Raw genomic sequence first — 24,218 nt, 5'->3', positions numbered from 1 at the left:
CAAAACATAGTATTGAAAAGAATACCTCTTAATACCTCTGTAAAGTACTTTTTATAAAGTAGTATTGTATATTCTAATTAGTTGATTGATTTTGCATCTTGTTGCCAATAATTAGAATTAATTTTCGTTATCATATCTTTAAGTAGAAAAAAATGAATGTTTTAATAAGTTCAGCAGGTAGAAGGGTTTCTTTGGTAAGGTCCTTTCAAAAGGAATTAAAAAAGTTAGATCCCAAAAGAAAGGTTTTTGCTGTTGATTCTGATCCAGATATCTCTTCAGGTTGTCATGTTGCTGATGGCTATTTTAAAGTACCTCGTTTAGATAATCCTGACTATTTTAAGACCCTTTTAGATATTTGCTTAAAAAATAATATCTCATTAGTAATTCCAACAATAGACACGGAGCTGTTACCCATGGCCCAACAAAAATCTGATTTCTTAAAGAATGGCATTACATTATTAACATCAAAAGAAAGTTTCATTAATAAATGTAGAGACAAAAGACTTATTCACGATTTTTTTAAATCTAACCGAGTAGACATAGCTAAAGAGTATTCTAAAGAAAATTTCAAATTACCTTTATTTATAAAACCTTTAGATGGTAGCAGAAGTGTAGATACTTTTATTATTAAAAAAGAATCGGATTTAACGGATTATCATTTTCAAAATGATAAACTTATGTTTTTAGAATATATAGATCACAATGAGTTTGATGAATATACTTGTGACCTATATTATAATTTAGAAAGCATATTAACGTGCGTAGTTCCTAGAAAACGTATTGAGGTTAGGGATGGAGAAGTAAATAAAGGAATTACTGTTAAAAATCATCTTGTTGATTATATAAAGGAAAAATTACCAAAAATTGAAGGAGCTATAGGTTGTCTAACAGCTCAGTTTTTTGTTCATAAAACTCGTGATCAGGTATATGGAATTGAAATAAACCCAAGATTTGGAGGTGGTTACCCCCTTTCCTATGCCGCAGGTGCTAATTTTCCAAAATGGATATTGCAAGAGTATTTTAAGGGAGAAATAATTGAGGATAAGTTTGATTGTTGGGAAGATAAATTATTAATGTTACGTTATGACGATGAAATCTTGGTGCATGGATATGAAGGTTGATGCAAAAACTGTTATCTGTTTTGATTTGGATGACACATTGTATAATGAAATAGATTTTTTAAAATCTGCTTACAAAGAAATAGCTAAACATATAGTTGATGAAAAATGGGAGTTCTTGTATGCTAAAATGTTATCCTTATACAGGAAAAGTGAAAATGTTTTTGAATTTCTGACCAGTAATTATCCCATTTCTATAGATATATTACTGAATATTTATCGTAATCATATACCAAATATCGAACCTTTTAAAGGTGTTTTTTCATTGCTAATTGCAATTAAAAAAGCAAATGGCTCTATATGTATTATTACAGACGGTAGGTCATTAACACAACGAAATAAATTAAAAGCATTGGGTATTATAGACCTTTTTGACACTATTATTATTTCAGAGGAAATAGGAACTGAAAAACCTAATATAAATAACTACAAGACAATTGAAGATAAATTTCCTAATTGTACTTATACCTACATTGCCGATAATTTCAAAAAAGATTTTATAATACCTAATCAAAGATATTGGAATTCTATAGGGATTATAGATAACGGACTAAATATTCATAATAATTGTTTTGATTATCAATCTAAAAAAAACATTCCTAAACAATTAGTTGCTAAAATAGATTGTATACAAATCGTAAAATAGAAAATAAAAATGCCTCAGTTAAGAGATATTGAAATACTAACACATTGCGACGTTAATAGGCTGAATAGGGCTTATTTGATGGCAAAAACAATGCCTAATGATTTAATTATTACATTGATAATTGGGTTTAAAGACATTAAAGACAAAGAATATTCTCTTGAAAACAAGCCAAAAAACATAAAGGTTTATTTTGAACATTATGATCCAAAAACAATTTACCCTACCAATAGGTTTAGGAATATTGCTTTTGAGAAATCTACAAGAGATTATATTTTTTATTTGGATGTAGATTTTATTTTCCAACATGATTTTTGGACTAATTTTGAGAAAAATTACTTGGAAGAGTTATCTCCGGAAAAGGTTTTGTGTCCTTTACCTTTATTTGAGGAATTAATACCTCCTTATTTAAGTGATTATAAACCTGAGGAATTAGTTCAAAAGGAAACTCAAGAAACTCATGAAGTTATACTTAAAAATGACTTCAAGAAAACTGCAACTTTATTTAAATTTCATGATCGTTGGCTAACGTATCCGCAAGAGGAGGAGTTACAAGATATCACTCCAGTAATGAGAAGCATACGAAACGGTACCATACTGCCGGAACCGTGGGGTATTATGTATAGAGATAGTTATTTATTTGCTGATGAAAGTTTTTTAGGCAGAGTAAAGGATAAGCAACAATTTGTCTGTCGTTTATTGGATTCTGGATTAGAGTTCTATAGTATGCGAGATTGTGTAATGTATCATCTATGGCATCCAGATTCTAGATATGACATTAATCGTGAGAAAGAAAATTGTGTAAATACACTACTTTTTAACAGTAGATACTTACACAAGTATCAAAATTTCTATTTTCTACTTGAAAACGAAACTCTTAAAAATTCTCTTTTAGAAGTATTAGATAAGTTTATCTCAAAAACACCTATTATTGTATTGAGAAATGCAGATAGTCCAAACGAAGTAATTCCAGTTTTGAAAAGCAAGCAGACCATTATATCTAATGCTCAATTTTATCCTGAATATAGTGTTTATGGTTATAAATTAATATTTGTTTATGGTACTGATACTAATGAGGTTTCTTTTCAAAAGTTGGCCAGTAATAGTAAAAAGAGTAAAGCCATATTCAACTTAGGATATTTTTCTTCAATTATCAATATTAATAATACAGAAGAAGCTTGTAAAAATATTCAAGATTTAACAGGATGGCTGCTAGATGATGAAAAAAATAATAGAGTTAATATATTAAGCCCTGTTTTAAGTTTTGACAATCTCATTGAGTAGGATAAAACTTAATGTGTTTTATAGTTTTAACGATTTTAGGACACTTTGGGCCGCGTTATAGCCACACATGCCGTGAACACCTCCGCCTGGAGGTGATGAAGCTGAACAAATAAATATATTAGAATTTGGTGTGCTGTAAGGATCTATTCGTGTAACGGGTCTAGTAAATAACTGAGAGATATCTGCTACACCTCCAGTAACTGCACCACCAAAATAATTAGTATTATAACTGTAGAAATCTTTGCTTGCCATGGTGTTTTTAGCTAGAATAATATCTTTAAAACCAGGTGCAAACCTCTCAATTTGGTTTTCAATTTTAGTTGTCATATCCATTTTTGAGCCATTAGGTACATGACAATAAGCCCAACCAGTATGTTTTCCTTTTGGTGCTCTTGTATCATCAAACTGACTTTGTTGAGCAATAAGAACAAAGGGTTTGTCACTATGTTTTCCTTGCCAAGCATCTTTCTCACTTTTAGCTATTTCGTTTAGTGTACCACCTAAATGAACAGTAGATGCTTTTAGGCAGTTAGAATCTTTCCAAGGAATAGCTTCATCAAGGGCAAAATCTATTTTAAATACACCTGGACCAAATTTGTAATTGTTTAATCTTTTTTTATACAAACTTGGTAGTTTATCTTGAGCAATTTTGGCAAGCTGTAAAGGATCGGTGTCAAACATATACTTGCTTGCTTCAGGCAATTGATTCATATTTGTAATATGCGTGTTTAAAATCAATTCTCCACCCAATACTTTAAAATAGTCTCCTAAAGAATTAGCAAGTGATTGGGATCCTCCTTTTGGAATAGCCCAGTTTTCTACATGACCTGTAATAAGAAACATCAACCCTATGGCAGAAGTAAATAATTTATCTAAAGGTAAAATACTATGAGCTGCACACCCTGCAAATAAAGCTTTAGCTCTTTCGGTCTTAAATCTACTATTTGCAAATAGTGTTGATGGCTGCACAGCTTTTAATCCAAATTTAGCCATTAAAAGAGGGTTGCTTGGAATTCCTAAAGGTTTTAAGCTGTCAGCAATCAAATCTTCTGCTCTTTCAACGAATGGAGTTATTAACTCACTATATCGTTTTCCATCCAAGCCCAAATTAGCTGCTGTCTGTTTAATTGATTTTGATAAAATAACAGCGTCTTCATTATCTAAAGGGTGTGCAACGGATGCTTCCGGAATAATCCAATCCAAACCATATTTTTCTAATGGTAAAGTTTTTAGATAGGGAGACATATATGCCATTGGATGAACCGCAGAGCAAATATCATGTTTAAAACCAGGTAATGTCAGTTCGGCTGTTCGCATGCCACCACCAATGGTTTCTGCAGCTTCAATAATAGCTACTTTTAATCCTTTTTCAGCTAAGCATATTCCAGCACTTAACCCATTAGGGCCAGAACCGATTATAACTACATCATATTTTTTATCCATAAATAAAAGTTTAGGTTCAATACCATACATATTTATTTAAAACAGTATAAACAATCTCATAGTATAAAAGTATATTTAAATTCAACAATCTCGACTTTAAATGGACCAGGAAAGACTACAGTATCTTTATTGAGTCCTGGGCCAGAGAAAAGTGAAGTTGTAAATTTATAGTTTACATAAGTCCACTATGGTCCTGGAAACTATATTTTAAATTTCATTATATCCCATGGTCATAAATAATCCATGTTAAATTTATAGAATTGCTTGTGCTTTTTTAAATTTTTAGGAATATAATTAAGCCACATAAATAATTCATTTAAAACAATGACGCCCAATTAGTTATTATTAAAACTTTTGGTTATTGTCTTTTAGCGCAGCGGTTTTTTGTTCTTAATCGGATAGAACTGAAATAAGTCCTTAAAACCTAGTTTATCATCTTTATGGTTCTATATATTCTTGTAAGCGGATAAAGTAACCATGTTCTGTTATAGATACAAGTTAATATATGATAGGGTATACTTCTATAATCCTTTAATGACATAAACGTAGACAATGGATAGGCTTCTAGCCCTATAAAACCATTGAGCATATTTTTCAACTGTGGTAAAGGAAGTGGCGATTTTATAAACCTGGTTATAATAATAAAGACATAACGCTGTTGTTTCACATGGAGTCTTTTTATGCAGTTCGTATTAGAGACTCCATTTTCTAGGAGTTGCATACGCAATTCATATAGTTTTTTAACTGAATAGGAAAGGTCGTTAAAATGTTGGTTTAAATGTGCAATAGATTTTTTTCTAGTAATGGAATTTAAGGACATACGATACCGGTGTACATCATAATCCATAAATATAACTTTAGTAGCCTTGCTGAAAAGGGTAGGGGTTAGGTAAGAGTCTTGAACAAACTTACGGTCGTAAAAGGTAGTGCCTGTGTTTAGGTAGAATGATTTTTTTGTTATGTACCACCACACTTCTGCTTCATAATTATGTTGTGCTAAAAATTCTATTCCCGTAGTAACTTTTAAATCAGTAGTATTACTGTTTCGATTCTTGGAAGCCGTATGGTTAGAATTGCTAACTTTTTTTGTGTTGAATCCAATAATATCTAAGTCATTTTTTTCTGCAACCTCAATAACATTTTTAAGGGTGTCTTCTGCAAGGTAATCATCTGCATCTAAAAAATAAATATAATAGCCTTTAGAAATCTGCACACCGGTGTTTCTAGCAGCACCATTTCCCATATTTTTTTGAGACTCTAGACGAATATTTTTGTGATATTTGGCAAAATTAGTTACAATTTTAGCGGTAGTATCGGTAGACCCATCATCCACAACAATAATTTCAAAATCTTCAACAGCTATTTTTTGTTTGGTTAGACTTATAAGACAGTCCATTAGGTGTTGTTCAGCATTATATGCCGGTATTATTACACTTAGCCTCATAATTAAATATTATATACTCCCTTCAAATCTAGGCATGGTAGCGTTGTCAGCAGCTGAGATACCCTCGGTCTTAAAAACTTTTTTAACAGTAAGCAGTAAAATTTTGAAGTCTAGTATAAAACTTTGGTTATTTACATACCAAACATCATACTCAAATTTTTGCTCCCAGGAAATAGCATTTCTACCATTTACTTGAGCCCAACCTGTAATTCCTGGAGGAACTGAATGCCTTCTTTTTTGTTTTTTATTATATAATTCTAAATAAGACACCATTAAGGGTCGTGGTCCTACAAAGCTCATATCTCCTTTAACAACATTTAATAGTTGAGGAAGCTCGTCTAAGGATGTTTTTCTAACAAAGGCACCTACTTTGGTGATACGTTCTGCATCTGGTAATAACTTACCACTTGCGTCCTTTTTATCGTTCATTGATTTAAACTTACAGATGGTAAAAACGCTCTCGTTCTTGCCAGGTCTTTTTTGAAAATAATAAGGATACCCATTATTTGCAATAAAAAGCAGAATTGTGATTAAAATAAATATAGGAGAAATAAAAAGTAATACTGTAAAAGCTACAAAAATATCTAGTATTTGTTTAATGTAAGTGTACATAGTTGAGGGTTTTATTTAAACGATTTCAAAGGTATTTATTTTTCTATTGTTTTCTGTACATAATCGACAACGGATGAAAATTCTCTACAAAGGATAGATTTATCATATTTTGTTTCGGCTAATTTTCTAGAGACAACTCCCATTTGTTTTAAAGTATCAGGGTTCTTTTTCAAAAAGACAACTTTGTCTGAAAAATCTTTTGGCGAAGTGGGGTCTAGGTAAACAACACATCAAAAACATCTTTTTTATTTCTATATAAGGAGAATATCTTAGAATTGATTTCCAATCAATTTGGTCAATCAACGTTCATGGCTATTTCATTTTTTAAGGTGTCATCAATATCAAATCCTATTGCACTATTAGAATTAACCTTTATATCCATGAACCAAAATTTCGTCATCATAACGTAACATCAATAAATTAGCTTCCCAACAATCAAAATTATTTTCTATTTTTTCATTAGTATAATATTCCTCAATCAACCATTTTTGAAAGTTGGCACCAGCTAAATAAGATAGGGGATACCCGCCTCCAAACCTTGGGTTAATTTCTATACCATAAATTTTAGAGGTTGTTTTATGCATAAAAAATTGCGCAGTTAAACAACCAACGGCATCTTCAATAAAGTCTAACCTTGCTTTAATATAACTTACCAATTCATTTTTAATAGTAAGCGCTTTGTAAACCTCACCGTCTCTAACCTCAATCCTCTTTCTGGGGACTACGCATTTCAAATAATGGTTTTGATCATAATAGAGGTCGCATGTATATTCATCATATTCATTATGATTTAAATATTCCAAGAACATTAATTTGTCATTTGTAAAATGATATTCAGTTAACTCTTTATTATTTAAAATGATATATGTATCAATACTCCTACTACCATCTTCAGGTTTTATAAATAGAGGTAGTTGGTAATCCTCTTTTGAATATTCATAAGCGACGTTAATATCCCTAGATTTGAAAAATTCATGAATAACTCTTTTATTCCTACATTTTGTTATAAAATTTTCAGAAGAAATTACAGCTATAATTCCGTTACGTTCTAAGCGGTTTTTATTAGTGGTAAGCAGTAAAAGTTCGGTGTCGATTGTTGGAATTAATAAGCCAACTTTAAATTCTAAACATTTTTCTATAAGTTTATCGATATAATCTGGATTATCTAACCTAGGTACTTTGAAAAAAGAATCCGCAACATGACATGCCGCAGATAATTCTGGTTCTGAATCAGAAGCGATAACCTTAGATTCAGGATATTTTTTTTTCAACTCATTTTGAAAAGCCCTAACCAACGATACCCGTCTTCCTGCTGATGTTATCAAAATATTCATCATATATACTTATAAAGGTAAAAAATATATGAAGTATAAAAAATAATTTTTCAATACCTTAAATCGGGTTAATATTATATTGTTGTAAGATACTAATCAATACGTAATAAATAAAGTTTTTAGAATTTTCCATCGTTCATCTGTACTTTAAGATATTCGTTTATGCTGCTCTATACAATAAATACTTTTGTGAAATAGAAAATCCTAAGGTTGTATTTTATAAAGTGTCTATAGAAGAAGAAAACAAAGCTTTCTAGTTTTATTCTAGGAGGATAAATACATCAAAGCATAATTTCACATGAAGAAAAATAGTTATTCTAAGCGTGAGATTAAGTACCCGTTTTTAAAGAGCCACAACGTTTCGTTGGTACTTTACCGTTAAGTATGTTTGCCAAATATTGTCGATTGGTATCAAGTATAAAAGTAATTAAGGCTATTAGACCAAATATGTTTGGATTTTATAAAAAAAACATGAAATTCAGTTTTTAAAAACTAGAAACCGACAAGAATCATGTACATTTTTCTATTAATTCTCTTCCGACATACGGCCCGATAAAATTTAAAACGCAATAAAATACCTTTAACCTATATTAATAATGGTAAGTGTTGCAAGGGCCATTAATGGGTAGTAGATTTTATAGTAATATGTTAAAACGCCGTGACAATGAAAATACCATAGTGCAGTATGTGAAGAACTAAGGAAAAGTAATGGAGTATGAAGTTTGATAAAAAGATGGTCAATTGAGATTGGCTAAAAAAATAATAATTTGGCGCGGACTTGCCTTAGAGATTAATTATAAAAAAAAACAGTAGTAAATCATTAAAATATTTTTCGCTATTTCGTTAAAGTGAACTAGATGATACGGAAAAGGCTATGCCCGTTTTAATTTAATTGTAAAGGTAGCTTACAATAATACAAGCAATGAAATTGTTTGATTATAACTGTAATTAATCGATAAGAACCTTCTTTCATGTACTTAAAGTATAAAATTTTCTATTTTGTCGAAATATATTAAGTTTTGAATAGCCTAAAATAAAAATAATATAATTTCACTCTCAGCCATGGATTTTTTCCTTTTTGTTCTATTTTTAAATATTTTATGCGGTTAGGTAACTAATTATTAGATATTTTTATAAAATTTATTCAAATAGCTAGCGTCTTAGATGATGTTAATTTAGATTTTAAAGAGAATTTTTGAGATGATAAAAAAATATAGAAACATAAGTGCCTTTTTGGTTATATCAGTATTTCTATTGGTGCCGTTTATAGTTGTCAAAACAATGGGTGGTGATTATGAAATGTTCCCAGCTGCTATATTTCCTGGTGGTGCAAACAAAAAATACATTGGTGCTGAAATAGAAGTAGCAAGTATGGATATTTATGGTAGGAATAAGGTTACCAATGAATTTGAGGAATTGAACAAACGATCTTTTCTAAAGAAAATTTACATCCATCATATGATTTACTTTATAAAACCTGAAAGTTTGGGAGCTATAGCATATGACAAAAACAACCTTGAATTAAATAATATTTATACTAAATATGCCACACCTGAAGATGTTGAGCAGACTAAAGAGTGGATAAGAAACGGACTGCGGGAACAAAATTGTTATGATTCGGTTTTTTTAGTAAAATTTAAGAAGTTAAAAATCGATAAGGAAACTAGAGAATTAATATCTAATAAGGTTATAGATGAAAGGTACTTTGAATTATATTGATAGTTTTATTGGAAATATTTTCAAAAGAATTGAAAATAGCAGTAAACTAGATACCCAATCCATTGCTTATTTTAGAGTTTTTATGGGCATCTTTATGTTGTCCCATTATCTGCCAGATTGGTTATGGTTTGGTGATGCCCCACAAGCCTTTTTTAGTCCCCATATGTTTACAGCCACTGGTTTGTTTGACGGTTTTTGGGATAAGAACCTTTATTTTTTATTAGACTTATCTAATATAATTTTATTTGCAATGGTAACATTGGGTATAAAAGCAAGATTGTCATTTTTCCTTTTATTCATTGTAAATTTTATAGGCTTTAGTTTTGAATTTAGTTTTGGCAAAATAGACCATGAAGTCCATTTATTTTTAATTGTTTTGTTGACCTTGGCATTTACCAATGCCGGAACAAAAACGGCATTAATTAAGGATAAGTTGATAAAATCTAAAACTCAACAATGGGCACTAAGCCTTTTGTGTATTTACATCGCTTTTGGCTTTTTTACCGCGGGTTTGCCTAAATTTATACGATGGGTAGATTTTGACATTAACCATATTGGTTTTCTAGATTGGTTCTTTAAAGGCTATTATACTTATGATAGACAATTGCTGCTTGCTGATAGTGTCTTTAATACACCTTACATTGTTTTCGAAATTTTGGATCATATTGCCCCAACTATAGAGCTTTTAAGTTTTGTTTTTTTACTTTGGAGTAGGAGGGCTTGGAGAATTTACCTTATAATTTTATGTTTCTTCCATTTAGGTAATATGATGTTGTTAAATATTGAGTTTGCTTTGAATATAACTGGTTATGGACTCTTTATTATTGCACCTTTCTTATCTAATTTTAGAAGATATCTCCCAAAAGGTGAAAATGCAAAATACCTGTTGATAGGTTTGGTGTCAATTTTAGTCTTATATCAGATAGCAGATGAAATTTACTATTGGGATTATACTTACGAAGTAGGATATTTTTCGCATAAATTTATGGTGGATTCCTATATTAGTGTGGGCATGTGGTTAGTAACTATAGCTATCGGTTTGTATTCCTTGTTTAATAATTTATATGTTTTACCAGAAGACTCCAAACTGAGATAGTTCTATGAAATCAATAGCATATTGATTGTATATGATTTTCATTTAATTAACAGCACTGGGTAATTGAGAACTAATTTATTTTTGAAATCTTGCCCCTTTTTAATACAGTTCTATTTTTTGTCATAAATGTCAGTTTCGGAAAATAATTCTTTTTCAAAACGGTTTTTGTACTCGTAAAAGGCATGTTCCTAAATGCTGAATACTGAAGATAATTAATATGACCCAGTCCTCATTTTTCGGACCATATATCTATATGATGGTATGTCTTTGAATCAATATAGATATCATCTTATGTACTAAAGCTAAATTATCTTTTAGCGTTCCATATATACATTTTGAATCGGCCTCCTAGGTGTAAAAACTGGTTACACCCTTTCTCCTGTACCATTAATAAATGATAATCTGTTTTATTCTAAGTTCCCGAGCTAATTTAAGGATAGCACATTCCTTTTCTATTTCATTATAAATTTTGGTAATCCTACATTAGCTAAATTCACCTTGTTTCATGGGACATTTAAATTTTAAGAAAATAAATTCAAAATTTAGGTTGTCCTAATTTTAGGGAAGGCAACATGTAGATAAAGTCTGTTGACTATTTTCCTTCTTTAGTTTTGTATAATTTCCTTTGAAATTATACTTTTAGTCATTGTAGATATTGGTTAAAATAATAATAGAAGAAAAATTATGCATAACGTGATAGAATACGATTGAATAATTTTATCTAAAAAATAGAGTAGGGAAATCTTTTTTGTGCAATCATAATTGGATATAAATATCTAATTGGAAAGGTATATAAAGTCCTACATTTTTTTTGGCAGGTTAAAAACATAATTTTTAAGATAAAAAATCTTCATAAAGTTCAATCGACCTTAAGCATAACATAAATGCTTTTCTTTTATTTTCATAATGAAGTGGGATCATGCTAAGGAATAGGGAAGATTCAATAAGGCGTATTAACTTTATATTCATCTTCATTTTTAAAACTAGGTTTTCAAATGAATAGATATAATTTTTAATGTAATCATGGTTGGTGAAATTGAGAAATGCATGCATATTCTCATTAAAATTGATTTCTGCCATATTATTGATTATTAAATCATAGTTACCAAAAATGGAATGTGATATTTTGGCCATATCGTAATAAGGTGATCTCATGCCCTTATTTTCATAACCCTTAGGATCTATCAGCTTAATGTCCATATTTTGCTCGGAAAACAAAATGTTAGAAAAGCAAAGATCACCATGAGAAAAAATATACTCCTCTTCATAATAGATGCTTTTCCGTTTAGTTAGTTCATCTTGTATTCTTTGATAATGATCAGTTATCGATATTCCTTTAAAATTTTTTATAAAAGAATTAAGTTCTTCATAATATTGGATGCCTTCGAGTTCTCTTAAACGTGCATTATTTTTTTCTAAGAGACTTTCAAATGAATTTTTCTCATAGTTAAAGGTTGTCACCTTTTTAGACTCCTTAAAATATTTATGAATAAGCGACATTAAAGCTTTAAATGAATCCTCAGTTAGACTTTTTGATAAATATAAATAGGAAACGTCCTTATAATCATAGGATACCATAGAGTATTGAGAGAAGTCTGAGTATTGTTTATATTCAAAAACTTCCACATAATAATTTTTTAAATGCAGTGGTACATTAGCTAAAAATTCGTATTCTGTTTTCAGCTTTTTAAAATTCATTGATTTTTTAACATAAAGGTCACCTACACTTTTTAGATCATTAAAGTGCCTAGAATCATGATTGTTACTTAGAAGTGATTTCAACTCAGGTAAGGAAGTAAGGTCAATTATAAATTCGGGGAAGTTTACAAAGTAAATATCTTTTTTTCTATTTTCCTTTAAATAAGAAATAAGACGGTTTTTATCTCCTTTATATACAAAACAGTTATTATGACCCCAAAATGTATTGATCATGGAATACCCTGCAAATTCTAAAAATTTGAAAAGATTTGAAAGGTTCTTTGAAAATACACTAGAGCTTATTAGCAATATTTCATCTGGCACGGAATCTTCGGTCAGTAAATCTATGTTATCGATAACCTTAATATTTTTTTTTGAGCCTAATACATCGTCTATATTTTTTTTTATAGTTTCATTTCCTATTCTGATCTGTGAGAATTGAGTGCTAACGCAATATTCCTTTATTTTATCGGAGATAATATTATTATCTAAATAATAAAGCTGAGTCATTTTAAACTTGTTGCTATATAGGTTATAAATACTTTTAGTTTACCTATGATATTTTTATTCCAACTAGATTGCCCTCTATGTCTTGGTTTTTCTATTATAGGGAAAAAATACGTCGGTTTTATTATTTTATACAACATGTAATCTAAGGTAAAATCATTTGGAAGTGAGTCAATATTATTGATTAATTTTTTTTCCAATATTTTCGGTTGACCGTTGAATTCCTCGACTTTTTTAAAGGAACAAATACTTAATATTAACCTTAGAAAAAATGAAAAAAAGGCATCAGATTTAGGTCTATTCTTTCGAATTGAAAAAATTGAAGTGGGTTGTTTTATTTTATAAATACTATCAAGATGGGTGAGAAAATAAGTGTACGCATCAAACTGTCTATCTGAATGGTTTAATAGTATAAAATCTGCATCACTTTTTTTTAACGCCTCTTTTATTCCCTTACCATAACCTTTGTTTTCTTTAATTTCAATAATTTCAATTTTATTTTCCAGATTTTTTAATTCGTCAAATAATAAAACGGAGCCATCTTTTGAGCCATTGTTGACAAAAAGAAATTTATTAATATTAAAAATGCGTTCAAGCTTCTTTAAATCTTTGTACATCTCCTGAATGTTACCTTCTTCATTATAAAAAGGCACTATAATATCGAAGGTAGATTCTTTGAATGGACCTGAAAATTTAAAAATAAATTCTTCAATAGAAATATTCTTGTCATCCACATAATGGCCATCTTCACCACAATATGGCTTACCAAATAATATTTCATCGTAATTAATTTTATTTTTCTCCAACCATTTTATCGCTATTGGTTTCGTGATTTCATGAATTTTGATGAGATCCCCTTTCAAGGATTTCATATTCCTAGCAGTGAGTATTGTAATATCGAACTTTTTGGTTGATTCAGAAATAGTTTGCCTTACCAAATCATTTACCGGTTTTTCATGATAATCAAGATTTTTATTATCAACGGTAATAGTATTATCCAAATCTATTACTAATTTATTTTTCTTCATTATTTAGATTTTATGACTGAGTTTCTAATAAATATAATAAGGGAAATTATAATACCTGACCCAAAAATATAGATGGTATAGGCTGTTGATGCTACCAAATAGTCATCAAACTTATTGAATAATAAAAATATACTGTAAAAGGACAATTGTACGCCCCCAAATCCTAACGGTCCATTGGGCAATAAAGAGGAAAAGGCAATGAATACGGTCAACAAAATTATTAAATCTATTCTATAGTCCAATTCATTAAAAAATAGAAATAAACTTAAAAGTTCAAAACTCCATATTAATATGGAAAAGGATAAAATTGACAACGATTTGGTTCTTAAAATATTTTTGGCCTCCTTTGAGTTTCTTAAAAATTCATAAGAAAATTTTAGAAGTTTAAAACTATAACGACTTTGGAATCTATACAATAGTCTTTTGTGTAGCATTAGTACTGCATCTTGCATGGCTAACAATACTACTAGTATTAATACTAATACCAGCATAATACTTACCAATGTATTTTGTATTTCTAATATTTCATTTGGATAAAGGAATAACCCTAGGGAGAATAGACTGGCCAAAATAAAAAAATCAAAAAATCTTTCAATAATAATAGTATTTAAAGAGGTAAATCCGGAATTAAAAACCTTTTTAAATCTTAAAAATCTATAGGCTTCACCCAGTTTAAAAGGCATAATTAAATTAACCCCGTTGGTTTTGAACTGTTCAACAAACAAGGCTTTCAAACTTGCATTTACATCTCCAGAAATAATATAGAGTCTTAAGGTACGGATGCAATGGGAAATAATATAGCACCCAATACATAGTAATATTTTCCAATTAAAATAATTAGACATTATATCGCTAAACTTTAGTTCATCTATTTTTAAAAAATTAAAAACAAGAACTATGAAAATAACACCAATAATCAGGAATATTATTTTTTTAAGAATATTGATCATACTTTATTTTTATTTGAAAAATATTCTTCGGGGGTTCCTAAAATAATAGTATCTAAAGTATTTTTATGTACATATCCTTTAATTTGTTCATTATGGGATAGCATCAATTTATAGATATCACTAATGTACATTTCATTTTTGGTCTGTAACTCACGGTAGTATTTCATGTAGATTTCTTTATTGGAAAAACCATAAAGACCTGTTGTCGCGAATTTAGAAATGACTTTTTTCTCTGCAATTTCAACTACATAATCTTCTTCTGTCAATTTAATAAAACTAAAGTGGTCTTTATCCTCTATAAAGGCATCAATAGCTCCTGTATAATTTTGTTTTAAATCATTGGACATTAAAGAGATATCCCGGCTTTTTAAAATTGTATCGCCATTGAAAAAGAAAATAGGATAGTCATTAGTTATCATATTGCAACCAATAAAACCTGTTTCTGCTTGGCCTTTTGTATCTGGGGTACTGATTATCTGGTGAAAATTATTGAATTTTGAAAGTTCTTTTTCAATTTCACCTACAAAATCTTTATGCGCCTCATTTATGACGATAAAGATATTGACCTCATTTGAAAAATGAAATTCAGTTAGGCTTCTTTCCAAAATAGTTTCTCCACTTTCCAATTTAAGTAGATACTTGGGCAATGTAATATTTTGAGCAGTAAATCTTTTACCCTTACCAGCTAGGCAATAAATGAAATTAAATTGTTCGATCACGTTGATATTTAATGTTTATTATACAGTCTAAATTGAATTTTGGGCTAACTAATATTTAGCAGACTTTTTATTGAATGTGCTGAATTTATTCTTGATTTTTCTCTTTTTAAGATTCCATCCAATAATACTAGTACAAAAAACGATAGTAGGATAATTATATTGAAGATGACAAAATATTTATCTCTCATAAACTCCTTAACATCGATTTCCTGATTAAAGAGAAGGTTCAAAATTCTAACGATTCTTGGTGAAGTACAAAACAGAAGTAGATATCCATACAAAAACTTAAAATACTTTGTGTAATATAGTAAGGGTATAATCAATAAAAATAAAACATAAGCCTGTCCAAAATGAAAAAACCCAAAAAGTGAAAAAAGTAGGGAACAAGTGAATATACTTTTTTTATCTACATGATATTTAAACGACAGGAATGCAAATAGTATAATAAAAATGGTTAGTCCTATTGTTAGAATATTTATTCCCAACAAAGGTTTATCCGTTAGTAATCCGTATAAACTCATAATATCACCAGGACCTGACCCTATTGGATTTGAAGAGGAACTGGTCGCAACCTTTAAAGGAAGAAATATAGTTGGTAGAAACTTTAAATTAAATTGAATAGAATAGATTAAAGGAAATACCAAAGTTAAGACGCCGCTAAGTAAGACAGATCTATAGTAACCCATTAGTAAAAAACCGAAGATAATGGGTATGCCAAAGCTATATTTTATTGTTAAAAGGGATAAAAATATAGGTAGCAAAAACTGATTATCCCTAAATTTCCAAGAAAAATAAATGAAAATTAATATTAGTAACGTTGATTGGCCATTTGTAAATACACTTAATAATGGAAAACCTAAAACAAATGGCAAAAAAATAATCACCATTTTTTTATAGCTAAAATTAAAATTTTTTTTTACCTGCAGAACAAAAAGTAATAAGAACGCCGCATTGATTAAAAACCAAATAATTTTAAAGGTATCCCATGAGACGGAGGAAAAAGGGTATAATAAGTAATAGAGTTGAAAATAATAATTGGGGACACTTCTCATGAACCAATCATTGAAATTCTCTAAATAAAAGTGGTAAAAATCAATATTATCTGAAAATAATTTGGCAGGGAACCATTGAGCATCTTTTCCACCATCCTCCCCAATGCCTTTGTAACAACCAACCAATAGTAAACTTAAAACCATAAGGTAAAAAGCAATCTTGTAAATAAACGGTTTCGCCCTAAGTAATTGGTTAGTAATTTTCATTAATAGTTTTATATATATATTATTCGTTAGTTTCCTACAGATACTGGATTAGGTGATTTTTTTAAAAAAATGACTTGTATGGCAAACGGAATTTGAACTATTGTTATCATATTTTAGTTCCTAAAATAGGATAGCTCTTACCAGTTAATTTTACCATGGTACAACATTTATGTCAGAATTTTTATGGTTACATTTAAAGTTATTAAATTGTAAATATGTAATAATATATTTTCTATAAAACACGTTAATAAACGATAAAGAGATACAAGTCATTTATTTAAATAAATAACGCGTATTTAGAAGTGCAATTGTATTTATTAAGACATAAAAATAAAATTCAGATATAGTTTGTAATTTATTATGAAATAAAAATACACTGACCAATATAAATATACTTGATATTCAATTACTAAGCTTCTTTAGGCTGCGACAAGCTATTCGGTTTTTTATACTCAAAATATTTCTTTAATCTTAGAAATTGTGATTCAAAATATTTGTAGCTAAGCCCTGCAACAACATAAGTAATTAGAGTTCCTATTATTAAATTCAGGATTAAATAGTCTGTATGTAAATATTGAACACAGAACATGAAAACTAAGGGATGATAGACATATAGGCCATAACTAATTTTTCCTGTATATTGAAAAAATCGTGTTTCCAATAGTCGGTTTACACCGTGCTCTTTAGGGATACACAACAAAGAACCTATCATTGAGAAATAAACGAGGGATAGAAGTAGATATCTTAAATTTTGTATATAATTACTGCCTTCACCCGCTAAAAGAATCCAGATTAATAAAGTTACCACTACCAACCCCACAAATAGATCTATAAAATATTTAATATGTTTAAGGGTTAGTAGTTTTTTTAATTCCAATAAGGCAAGGATTGCACCAATGGCTAGTGAATCTATACGGGTAAAGGTGAAAAGGAAAACAGAATAGTTATTATTTAGAAGGATTACCCTAACTAAGATGGCCAAAATTATAATGGCCAAAATTATTTTTCCTAAATTTTTTTTAGCAACATAGAATATTACAAAAGGCCAAAACAAATAAAAATGCTCTTCTACGGCCAAAGACCAAAAATGGTTAGGGCCTGATACATCCCATCCAAAAGTTCTTGCGAAACCTTGTAGATAAGTAAAATAGTAAAATTCATCATTGAAATGAAATTCATTGATAGTTAGGAATAAAGGGGAAACAAAAAAATAAATAACTAAGAAAAAGTAATACAATGGAAATATTCGTAAAGTTCTTCTTACGTAGAAATTCTTAAAATAGCCTTCGGTATCTTTAGTATTAATAAGAATACGTGTAATTAAAAAGCCAGATAATACAAAAAAAAGGGTAACACCGGTTTGGCCAATAGAAGCAATTTTTTTTATTATGGATAATGTTGGCGATAATTCATTACTCATTTCATGGAAAAAATGGAAGAATATAACCATCAGAGCAGCAATCGCCCGTACGCCATCTAAATTTTTATAATATACTAATTTCATGTTTTCTTTAAATGATGTTAGTCTTTATAACTAAAATTAAATATTTCTTATTAAAATAAAGATAAAACGAGAACTCAGCATTAAATAAAATTATCTCAATTAGTCTAGGTGTAAATGAACTTTAAAAGTATTTAAATTTTTTATAAAAGGATATTAAGGGGTATTGTTGATATGTTCGATTGAAGATATAGGTAAGCACCGAATAGGATGGACTTCTATAATCTAGGGTGGACATAAACTTGTTCATAGGATATGCCTTTATGGCTTTGTAATCATTAAGTGTTTTTTTTAATTGAGTATTAGGTAGACTAGATGTTATAAAACGTACAATCACTATAAAGCATAACGTTGTTGTTAAGCATATATGCGAAACAATGCTTTTTTGTTTAATTCATTTTTAGAAATAAGAATTTTTTTAGGTCATATAATTTTTGAATTGAGAAAGAGATATCCTTAAAATATCTGTTGGGATGTTCAACGGTTTTTTTCTTGTTATTGAATTAGGCGATTTTGGATATAGGTCATACTCAATAAAAGTCATTTTTTTTGCTTCACTGAATATTGTAGGGGTCAAATAGGAGTCTTGAACGAATTTCCGATTATAAAAAGCTACACAAGTCTCGTCAAAGAAAGATTTTTTGATGAAATACCACCAAACTTCAACCTTATAACTATACGTGCCCATAAAATTAATGCCGGTTAAACCTGGATTCATCTTTTCATCAAGAGCTTTTTGTTTAGCGTTTATTTTATTAGAATCAGTCAGGTTTATGGAGGTAATACCTAGCATGTCTAGATTATTAGCGTATGGAAGTTAACATAAAGTTCCTGAAGCATTATAGGCCGTGTAGTTATCTGCATCTAACACCAGAATAGAATCCCCCTTGGCATTTTTTACACCCGTATTTCTTGCGGCACCGTTTCCTTTATTTACTTGAAGAATTTGTTCATTATTAGTAAACTAATTTCCCATGTCCTTTACCAAATCTTCCGTTCTGTCAGTTGACCCATCATTAACCACAAGAATTTCATATGCTGAAGTATCAATACTTTTTGTCACGAGGCTTTTTAAACATTGAGTTATATGATCTTCGGCATTTTATGCTCGGGGATGATAATACTTAGCTTCATTTATTTTTTAAATCTTCTTGTTTTGTTTATTGATTACCCCTAAATTTTGGCATAATTATATTATTATCAGCTGGTAAAATTTCAGAAATAAAAATATTTTTAAATTTAATATACAATTTTGGTGATCAACATAATAAATATACTATGAAAATTTTCATCCCAATTTATGGTGCTTCTCCCATTTATCTGGCCCCACCCTTTTACGCCTGTTGTATTTTGTGTCTTTTGGCCTGAAATACCCTGTTAAGTGGAATATAGAAGACCAACAACGGTAAAGGGCTTACCAAGCTTATGTCTCCCTTTAAGATTTTAAATAATTAAAAATTGTATTCAAAGGAGTTTTTCTAACAACCTTGGTAATGCTTTGTCCAGTTGGTAAAAACTTTTGATTGTCATCTTTTTATCGTTCACGGATTTAAATTTGGAAATGGCAAAAATATTCTCGTTTTTACCTATTCTATGTTGACGATAGAAAGGTTTGTCTTATTTTGAATAAACAGGTCTATACAAGCTAACATTGCCATGGGGAGTGCCAATTGTAATCCTGTGAAGGACTCCAGAAAAATTTAAAACTCGCTTATAAATACACGCATAGTTCTAGTGCTAATTATTGAATTATTTAGATTTTTATTGAATTTACTACTGACGCAAATTTTTCACAAAGTATAGACTTGTCATATTCAGTTTCAGCCAATTTCCTCGAATTAATCCCCATCTTTTTGCGTAATTGAGGTGATTCTTTTAGGTCAAGAAGTTTTTCTGCAAAATCTTGCGGTGATTCTGGATCAACGAATATGCCACACTCATGTTCCTCGACTAATTTTTTCGTCCACCCTTTTGAATTAACAATAATGGGCTTGCCGGCCGAAAGGGAATCGAATAATTTATTGGGTGAATTGGTATAGAGTATTGGAATATTAGAGAAAGTAACCAATGAAACATCACAAATATTCACCAATTCTGATGTTTTTTCCATAGCGAAAAGGCCTAGATAGCTAACATTCCCAAGACTTTTATTTTCAATGGTTTCTATTATCAAATCTTTCTTAGCCCCATTGCCGATAAATATAAATTCAATATCCTTGTTTTCTTTTAATAGATCTGCAGTTTCTAATATATATTCTATTGCATTTGCCTCACCCATGGCACCAAAATAAATTACCTTGAATGTATTTGGATTTATCTTTAATTCTTCTATTAATTGCTTGTTTAAAGGGCGCGACCAAAATTCATCAATCTTGGCCATATTGGGAATCATGGTTATCTTTGTCTTTGGGATACCCGTTTCGATTACCCCATCTTCCATTCCTGGAGACAAGGCTACGATATGGGAGGCATTTTTATAGATGGTTTTTTCAAACCATTTAGCTAGTTTGATTAATAGCTTATTTTTTAACCCTCCCATTTGTATAGGTACTTCTGGCCATAAATCTCTAACCTCGAATAGATAAGGTATTTTTTTAAACTTTTTGAGTACTAATGCAGGAAAACCAATAGTTAAAGGGGTGGAAGTGGCAATGACAAAATCTATATCTTTCTGTTTTAAGGCAATATGGGTAGATACTAGCATAAAATGTATATATGCTTTTAGCCTGTTCATGACACCCATTGATTGCGAATAATCAATTTTTAGGGTAATTATATCTATTCCATTCCGCGTTTCACGTGATATTTTTTCTTCCGCATCTCGACTATAGCAAATGACCGTAACACTATGGCCATTTTTTATTAACTCAAGACTGTTCCAATAAGAGCGTGTACCACCCGGCTTATCAGGGGTCTTAAAGTATTGGTGTAGATAGAGTATTTTCATATCATTTTCTTGAGATTACTTGTGATAATATTTAATGAGAGATGTTCTGAATTTTTAAAACCTGAAAAAAATCATTTTTTTTATTCATTATTTCGGATTTAAAGTTAATCATAAATAGATTAGATTGTATTAATGCCCCTAATTAGAACTGCTTAGTTTTCTAAAGCTTTAATTTTTATATTCAAGTTCATCGTTTTTTTATAATGTTATGAGAATTTTTTAAGCTATTTCATAAAATTAAATCATTGAATATATGATTTACGACTCAAATAATCATACAAATGAAAACACACACACACATATATTATTCACATTGAATCTAAAATAGCAAATGTTAAGATTTAGTGCCCGCTATATAGTCGTGAATTTTCAACAAACGGAAAATATAGATTCTGTTCAAATTGCTTTGACGCCAAGACTATTGCATTTATCGAATTATTCTTTGTTTTAGTTAAACTACTAGTTTTTAAGATTACTTTTGAGGAAGAGTACTATACTGAATAGATTAAGTTTAATTTCTAAACTTAATCTATTGCTATACTGCATAATAATGCAACTATTTTATCGTTATAAAGTTAAAATTTATTTAAATGAGAATATTGGTTGTATCTAACAACTACCCTTCGTCGAATGCACCTACCTATGGTATTTTTGTATATAACCTAGTTCAAAAATTTGTAGAACTTGGACATGAGGTTACTGTTATATCAATGAAAAATATATTAGGTATACCTAAAGGAAAAGGAAAAAAAATAAGTTATGGTGAGGAACGCGCTACTGTATATTATCCAAAATCAATTAGTGTATCAAACAAATGGATTTTAGGTTATAACACGCATCTGATAGGTGAAACATTTGGAGTATATAGTTTAAAGAAATTTGTTAAGAATAACGAATTAAAGTTTGACATTATCTATGCCCATTTCTTGGTAAACGGTATTAAAGCTGTTAAGGCACTATCAAATACAGGAAAGCCTATTTTTGTAGCAGAGGGAGAGCTAAAAAATATTAACCTTAGAAAGTCTTATTACAACCCAAAGGTGTATTTAAGCTTGATTTCCAAAATTAGAGGTTTTATAGCTGTATCTCCACAGATTAAAGATAATTTGATTGAAGTTGGTGTTAATTCAGATAAAATTATTATCAAGCCCAATGCGGTTGACTTGACTCATTTTTATCCAAGGAATCAAAATGAAATGCGTAAAAAACATGGATTACCTATAGATAAGAAATTGGTAATTTTTGTTGGGCGCTTCGTTGAGGACAAAGGTCCCTTGAGAGTATTACAGGCCATTGAGCATATGAACGATGTAGAAATACTTTTTATTGGAAAAGGTCCTCAAGTCCTAGAAAGTGATAAAATTGCATTTAAAGACAAGGTCACCACCTCCCTAGTTCCAGAATTTCTCTGTGCTGCAGACGTATTTGTATTGCCAACCTTACACGAAGGTTCTTGCAACGCTATAATAGAAGCTATGGCCTGTGGATTGCCAATAGTCTCTTCAGATATCCCAGAAATAAGGTTTCAATGCGATCCAGCTTCCTCAATATTAGTAGATCCTATGAATGTAAAAGAAATTTCAACCGCAATAGGTCAAATTTTAGAAAACCCTTCTAAAAGACAGAAAATGGGAAAAGCAGCAGTAGCCTACGCCAAAAATTTTGAAATTACAAAACGGGCAGAAGACATTCTCAATTACATTAAGACCAATAGCTATTTTCATGAGCAATAAAAGCTGTCATGCCAAAGTATTTTATGTAAGCCCTATGAGCTATAATAATTTGGCTATGTATGACTATTCCTTACTTTCTAACATAGCCCATTTTAAACTGGAATATTTTTGTAATACTAAATATGATGCTCAAAAACTAGCGTTAAAAATGAATATGCTATATGACTATAGCGATAAATCTGGAGTCTCTAAACTTATTAGCTATTTAAAATCTCAATTAAAATTATTAAAAATAATTCAAACAGAATATCCACAAATAGTTCATTTTCAATGGTTTAAAATTCCTTATTTGGATTATTACTTTTTAATAAAAATTCGTAAAAGTGGAGCCAAAATAGTTTTGACAGCACATAATGTCCTACCACACAATACGGGCGATCGTTATTTTAGAATCTATAAAAAAATATATACCATAGCAGACCGGCTAATTGTTCATTCTGAAAAAACTAAGGAGGAACTAGTGGAGTCATTTGATGTTCAAAAAGAAAAAATATCTGTCATTCCCCATGGTACACTAGATTTTAGTAGCAACATTGATTTGGAAAAAGTTGCCTTTTATAAAAACAAGTTCACTAAAGATTTTGGACTATTGGGCAAAACAGTATTTTCGGCATTAGGTGTGATAAACGATTATAAGGGTATAGAGTTGATTGTAGATGCTTGGAAAAGCGAAACTATATCTGAAAAGAATGACATACATCTTATAATTGCGGGTAAGGGCACCCATAAAAAGTTAGTGGAATTGAACGAAAGGAGCAACGTGTCCTTAGAAAATAGATTTCTTTTAGATGAGGAATTCCTTGCTTTGTTACAAGTTACCGATTATGTGCTTCTTCCCTATAGGAAAATTTCGCAAAGCGGTGTTCTATTAACTGCAATGAATGAAAAAAAGAAAGTTATCGTTTCAAATGTCGGCGGGCTTACCGATCCGTTTAAATTTGGTAAAGTAGGTCATGTTCTAGAAGATCTGACTACTGATGCTATGAAAAAGAGTATTCACGATGCCATAGCCAATAGTAAGAAAAACCCAACGGATGAGGTATGGGAAAAAGTTTTGGATTATTTTAAATGGGAAGGAATTGCTAGGAAGACCGAAAGCCTTTACAGTAAATTAATATTATCAAAATCAAATTAATATTTTTTATCCATTAACCGTAACATATCAACTATATTATTTCATTTT

20 protein-coding genes and 1 pseudogene are annotated in these 24,218 nt (G+C 29.9%); 7 read left to right on the top strand and 14 right to left on the bottom strand.

What is annotated here, in order from left to right:
- Nucleotides 1–152 precede the first annotated feature (152 nt).
- From AAC084_RS09255 to AAC084_RS09245, 3 genes are read left to right on the top strand one after another with little or no spacing between them, the layout of a single operon-like run.
- Nucleotides 153–1,121 (top strand): ATP-grasp domain-containing protein, encoded by a 969-nt coding sequence (locus tag AAC084_RS09255; protein ID WP_339839844.1) that lies wholly within the window; start codon nucleotides 153–155, stop codon nucleotides 1,119–1,121.
- A complete protein-coding gene (locus AAC084_RS09250; RefSeq protein ID WP_339839842.1) occupies nucleotides 1,105–1,764 on the top strand; it encodes an HAD family hydrolase in 660 nt (219 codons plus the stop codon). The genes AAC084_RS09255 and AAC084_RS09250 overlap by 17 nt, the downstream gene beginning before the upstream one ends.
- Before the next feature lie 9 nt (nucleotides 1,765–1,773).
- Nucleotides 1,774–3,045: a hypothetical protein gene (locus AAC084_RS09245; RefSeq protein WP_339839840.1), complete on the top strand. Its 1,272-nt coding sequence runs from the start codon at nucleotides 1,774–1,776 to the stop codon at nucleotides 3,043–3,045.
- A gap of 18 nt (nucleotides 3,046–3,063) precedes the next feature.
- On the opposite strand, the gene AAC084_RS09240 is transcribed toward AAC084_RS09245, so the two are convergent.
- The 5 genes from AAC084_RS09240 to AAC084_RS09220 all read right to left on the bottom strand — a co-directional run bounded on the left by AAC084_RS09240 (nucleotide 3,064) and on the right by AAC084_RS09220 (nucleotide 7,881).
- On the bottom strand, nucleotides 3,064–4,488 hold the full coding sequence (locus AAC084_RS09240; RefSeq protein ID WP_339839838.1) for an NAD(P)/FAD-dependent oxidoreductase: 1,425 nt from the start codon (nucleotides 4,486–4,488) through the stop codon (nucleotides 3,064–3,066).
- 424 nt (nucleotides 4,489–4,912) lie between these two features.
- Nucleotides 4,913–5,932, bottom strand: coding sequence for a glycosyltransferase (locus AAC084_RS09235; RefSeq protein ID WP_339839836.1), 1,020 nt, complete (start codon nucleotides 5,930–5,932; stop codon nucleotides 4,913–4,915).
- A gap of 9 nt (nucleotides 5,933–5,941) precedes the next feature.
- Nucleotides 5,942–6,544, bottom strand: coding sequence for a sugar transferase (locus AAC084_RS09230; protein ID WP_339839834.1), 603 nt, complete (start codon nucleotides 6,542–6,544; stop codon nucleotides 5,942–5,944).
- Between the two features lie 35 nt (nucleotides 6,545–6,579).
- Nucleotides 6,580–6,717 carry a hypothetical protein gene (locus tag AAC084_RS09225; protein ID WP_339839832.1) on the bottom strand — a complete coding sequence of 46 codons (138 nt, stop codon included), beginning with the start codon at nucleotides 6,715–6,717 and terminating at the stop codon, nucleotides 6,580–6,582.
- A gap of 192 nt (nucleotides 6,718–6,909) precedes the next feature.
- Nucleotides 6,910–7,881 carry an ATP-grasp domain-containing protein gene (locus tag AAC084_RS09220; protein WP_339839830.1) on the bottom strand — a complete coding sequence of 324 codons (972 nt, stop codon included), beginning with the start codon at nucleotides 7,879–7,881 and terminating at the stop codon, nucleotides 6,910–6,912.
- A 1,197-nt stretch (nucleotides 7,882–9,078) separates the two neighbouring features.
- Here AAC084_RS09220 and AAC084_RS09215 point away from each other — a divergent pair.
- Both AAC084_RS09215 and AAC084_RS09210 read left to right on the top strand, forming a co-directional pair.
- Nucleotides 9,079–9,597: a hypothetical protein gene (locus tag AAC084_RS09215; RefSeq protein WP_339839828.1), complete on the top strand. Its 519-nt coding sequence runs from the start codon at nucleotides 9,079–9,081 to the stop codon at nucleotides 9,595–9,597.
- Nucleotides 9,572–10,693 carry a hypothetical protein gene (locus tag AAC084_RS09210; protein ID WP_339839826.1) on the top strand — a complete coding sequence of 374 codons (1,122 nt, stop codon included), beginning with the start codon at nucleotides 9,572–9,574 and terminating at the stop codon, nucleotides 10,691–10,693. The genes AAC084_RS09215 and AAC084_RS09210 overlap by 26 nt, the downstream gene beginning before the upstream one ends.
- A gap of 834 nt (nucleotides 10,694–11,527) precedes the next feature.
- Here the strand turns inward: AAC084_RS09210 and AAC084_RS09205 are convergent.
- The 9 genes and pseudogenes from AAC084_RS09205 to AAC084_RS09165 all read right to left on the bottom strand — a co-directional run bounded on the left by AAC084_RS09205 (nucleotide 11,528) and on the right by AAC084_RS09165 (nucleotide 21,302).
- Complete coding sequence (locus tag AAC084_RS09205) at nucleotides 11,528–12,901, bottom strand: hypothetical protein (protein ID WP_339839825.1); 1,374 nt, start codon at nucleotides 12,899–12,901, stop codon at nucleotides 11,528–11,530.
- Entirely contained in the window at nucleotides 12,898–13,926 is a 1,029-nt protein-coding gene (locus tag AAC084_RS09200; RefSeq protein WP_339839823.1) for a glycosyltransferase family 2 protein, read from the bottom strand. Before AAC084_RS09200 ends, AAC084_RS09205 begins: the two co-directional genes overlap by 4 nt.
- Nucleotides 13,926–14,876: a lysylphosphatidylglycerol synthase transmembrane domain-containing protein gene (locus AAC084_RS09195; RefSeq protein WP_339839821.1), complete on the bottom strand. Its 951-nt coding sequence runs from the start codon at nucleotides 14,874–14,876 to the stop codon at nucleotides 13,926–13,928. The genes AAC084_RS09200 and AAC084_RS09195 overlap by 1 nt, the downstream gene beginning before the upstream one ends.
- On the bottom strand, nucleotides 14,873–15,595 hold the full coding sequence (locus AAC084_RS09190; RefSeq protein ID WP_339839819.1) for a sugar phosphate nucleotidyltransferase: 723 nt from the start codon (nucleotides 15,593–15,595) through the stop codon (nucleotides 14,873–14,875). Before AAC084_RS09190 ends, AAC084_RS09195 begins: the two co-directional genes overlap by 4 nt.
- A gap of 44 nt (nucleotides 15,596–15,639) precedes the next feature.
- Complete coding sequence (locus tag AAC084_RS09185; RefSeq protein WP_339839817.1) at nucleotides 15,640–16,854, bottom strand: hypothetical protein; 1,215 nt, start codon at nucleotides 16,852–16,854, stop codon at nucleotides 15,640–15,642.
- A 409-nt stretch (nucleotides 16,855–17,263) separates the two neighbouring features.
- The gene (locus AAC084_RS09180) at nucleotides 17,264–18,358 is read right to left on the bottom strand and encodes an acyltransferase (RefSeq protein ID WP_339839815.1); all 1,095 of its coding nucleotides are present in this window, start codon (nucleotides 18,356–18,358) and stop codon (nucleotides 17,264–17,266) included.
- Nucleotides 18,359–18,773: 415 nt separating this feature from the next.
- A complete protein-coding gene (locus tag AAC084_RS09175; RefSeq protein ID WP_339839813.1) occupies nucleotides 18,774–19,148 on the bottom strand; it encodes a hypothetical protein in 375 nt (124 codons plus the stop codon).
- Nucleotides 19,149–19,172: 24 nt separating this feature from the next.
- A pseudogene (locus AAC084_RS09170) lies at nucleotides 19,173–19,445 on the bottom strand (glycosyltransferase family A protein); the annotation flags it as partial.
- A gap of 663 nt (nucleotides 19,446–20,108) precedes the next feature.
- Nucleotides 20,109–21,302, bottom strand: a complete 1,194-nt coding sequence (locus tag AAC084_RS09165; RefSeq protein ID WP_339839811.1) for a glycosyltransferase family 4 protein — start codon at nucleotides 21,300–21,302, stop codon at nucleotides 20,109–20,111.
- Nucleotides 21,303–21,892: 590 nt separating this feature from the next.
- On the opposite strand from AAC084_RS09165, the gene AAC084_RS09160 reads away from it, so the two are divergent.
- Both AAC084_RS09160 and AAC084_RS09155 read left to right on the top strand, forming a co-directional pair.
- Entirely contained in the window at nucleotides 21,893–23,035 is a 1,143-nt protein-coding gene (locus tag AAC084_RS09160; RefSeq protein ID WP_339839809.1) for a glycosyltransferase, read from the top strand.
- Nucleotides 23,025–24,170: a glycosyltransferase gene (locus AAC084_RS09155; RefSeq protein ID WP_339839807.1), complete on the top strand. Its 1,146-nt coding sequence runs from the start codon at nucleotides 23,025–23,027 to the stop codon at nucleotides 24,168–24,170. Before AAC084_RS09160 ends, AAC084_RS09155 begins: the two co-directional genes overlap by 11 nt.
- The last annotated feature ends 48 nt before the right edge of the window (nucleotides 24,171–24,218 follow it).

Origin of the sequence: uncultured Maribacter sp. (genome assembly GCF_963977385.1) — a bacterium.
In the GTDB taxonomy this organism is placed as follows: domain Bacteria; phylum Bacteroidota; class Bacteroidia; order Flavobacteriales; family Flavobacteriaceae; genus Maribacter.
The sequence above is the reverse complement of the archived record's forward strand: the minus strand, read 5'-3'. Positions and strand labels throughout refer to the sequence as shown.

Bases quoted from the DNA above. Each gene is read 5' to 3' on its own strand.
- AAC084_RS09255 (WP_339839844.1), top strand. From the start codon at position 153: ATGAATGTTTTAATAAGTTCAGCAGGTAGAAGGGTTTCTTTGGTAAGG.
- AAC084_RS09250 (WP_339839842.1), top strand. From the start codon at position 1,105: ATGGATATGAAGGTTGATGCAAAAACTGTTATCTGTTTTGATTTGGAT.
- AAC084_RS09245 (WP_339839840.1), top strand. From the start codon at position 1,774: ATGCCTCAGTTAAGAGATATTGAAATACTAACACATTGCGACGTTAAT.
- AAC084_RS09240 (WP_339839838.1), bottom strand. From the start codon at position 4,488: ATGGATAAAAAATATGATGTAGTTATAATCGGTTCTGGCCCTAATGGG.
- AAC084_RS09235 (WP_339839836.1), bottom strand. From the start codon at position 5,932: ATGAGGCTAAGTGTAATAATACCGGCATATAATGCTGAACAACACCTA.
- AAC084_RS09230 (WP_339839834.1), bottom strand. From the start codon at position 6,544: ATGTACACTTACATTAAACAAATACTAGATATTTTTGTAGCTTTTACA.
- AAC084_RS09220 (WP_339839830.1), bottom strand. From the start codon at position 7,881: ATGATGAATATTTTGATAACATCAGCAGGAAGACGGGTATCGTTGGTT.
- AAC084_RS09215 (WP_339839828.1), top strand. From the start codon at position 9,079: ATGATAAAAAAATATAGAAACATAAGTGCCTTTTTGGTTATATCAGTA.
- AAC084_RS09210 (WP_339839826.1), top strand. From the start codon at position 9,572: ATGAAAGGTACTTTGAATTATATTGATAGTTTTATTGGAAATATTTTC.
- AAC084_RS09205 (WP_339839825.1), bottom strand. From the start codon at position 12,901: ATGACTCAGCTTTATTATTTAGATAATAATATTATCTCCGATAAAATA.
- AAC084_RS09200 (WP_339839823.1), bottom strand. From the start codon at position 13,926: ATGAAGAAAAATAAATTAGTAATAGATTTGGATAATACTATTACCGTT.
- AAC084_RS09195 (WP_339839821.1), bottom strand. From the start codon at position 14,876: ATGATCAATATTCTTAAAAAAATAATATTCCTGATTATTGGTGTTATT.
- AAC084_RS09185 (WP_339839817.1), bottom strand. From the start codon at position 16,854: ATGAAAATTACTAACCAATTACTTAGGGCGAAACCGTTTATTTACAAG.
- AAC084_RS09180 (WP_339839815.1), bottom strand. From the start codon at position 18,358: ATGAAATTAGTATATTATAAAAATTTAGATGGCGTACGGGCGATTGCT.
- AAC084_RS09175 (WP_339839813.1), bottom strand. From the start codon at position 19,148: ATGCTAGGTATTACCTCCATAAACCTGACTGATTCTAATAAAATAAAC.
- AAC084_RS09165 (WP_339839811.1), bottom strand. From the start codon at position 21,302: ATGAAAATACTCTATCTACACCAATACTTTAAGACCCCTGATAAGCCG.
- AAC084_RS09160 (WP_339839809.1), top strand. From the start codon at position 21,893: ATGAGAATATTGGTTGTATCTAACAACTACCCTTCGTCGAATGCACCT.
- AAC084_RS09155 (WP_339839807.1), top strand. From the start codon at position 23,025: ATGAGCAATAAAAGCTGTCATGCCAAAGTATTTTATGTAAGCCCTATG.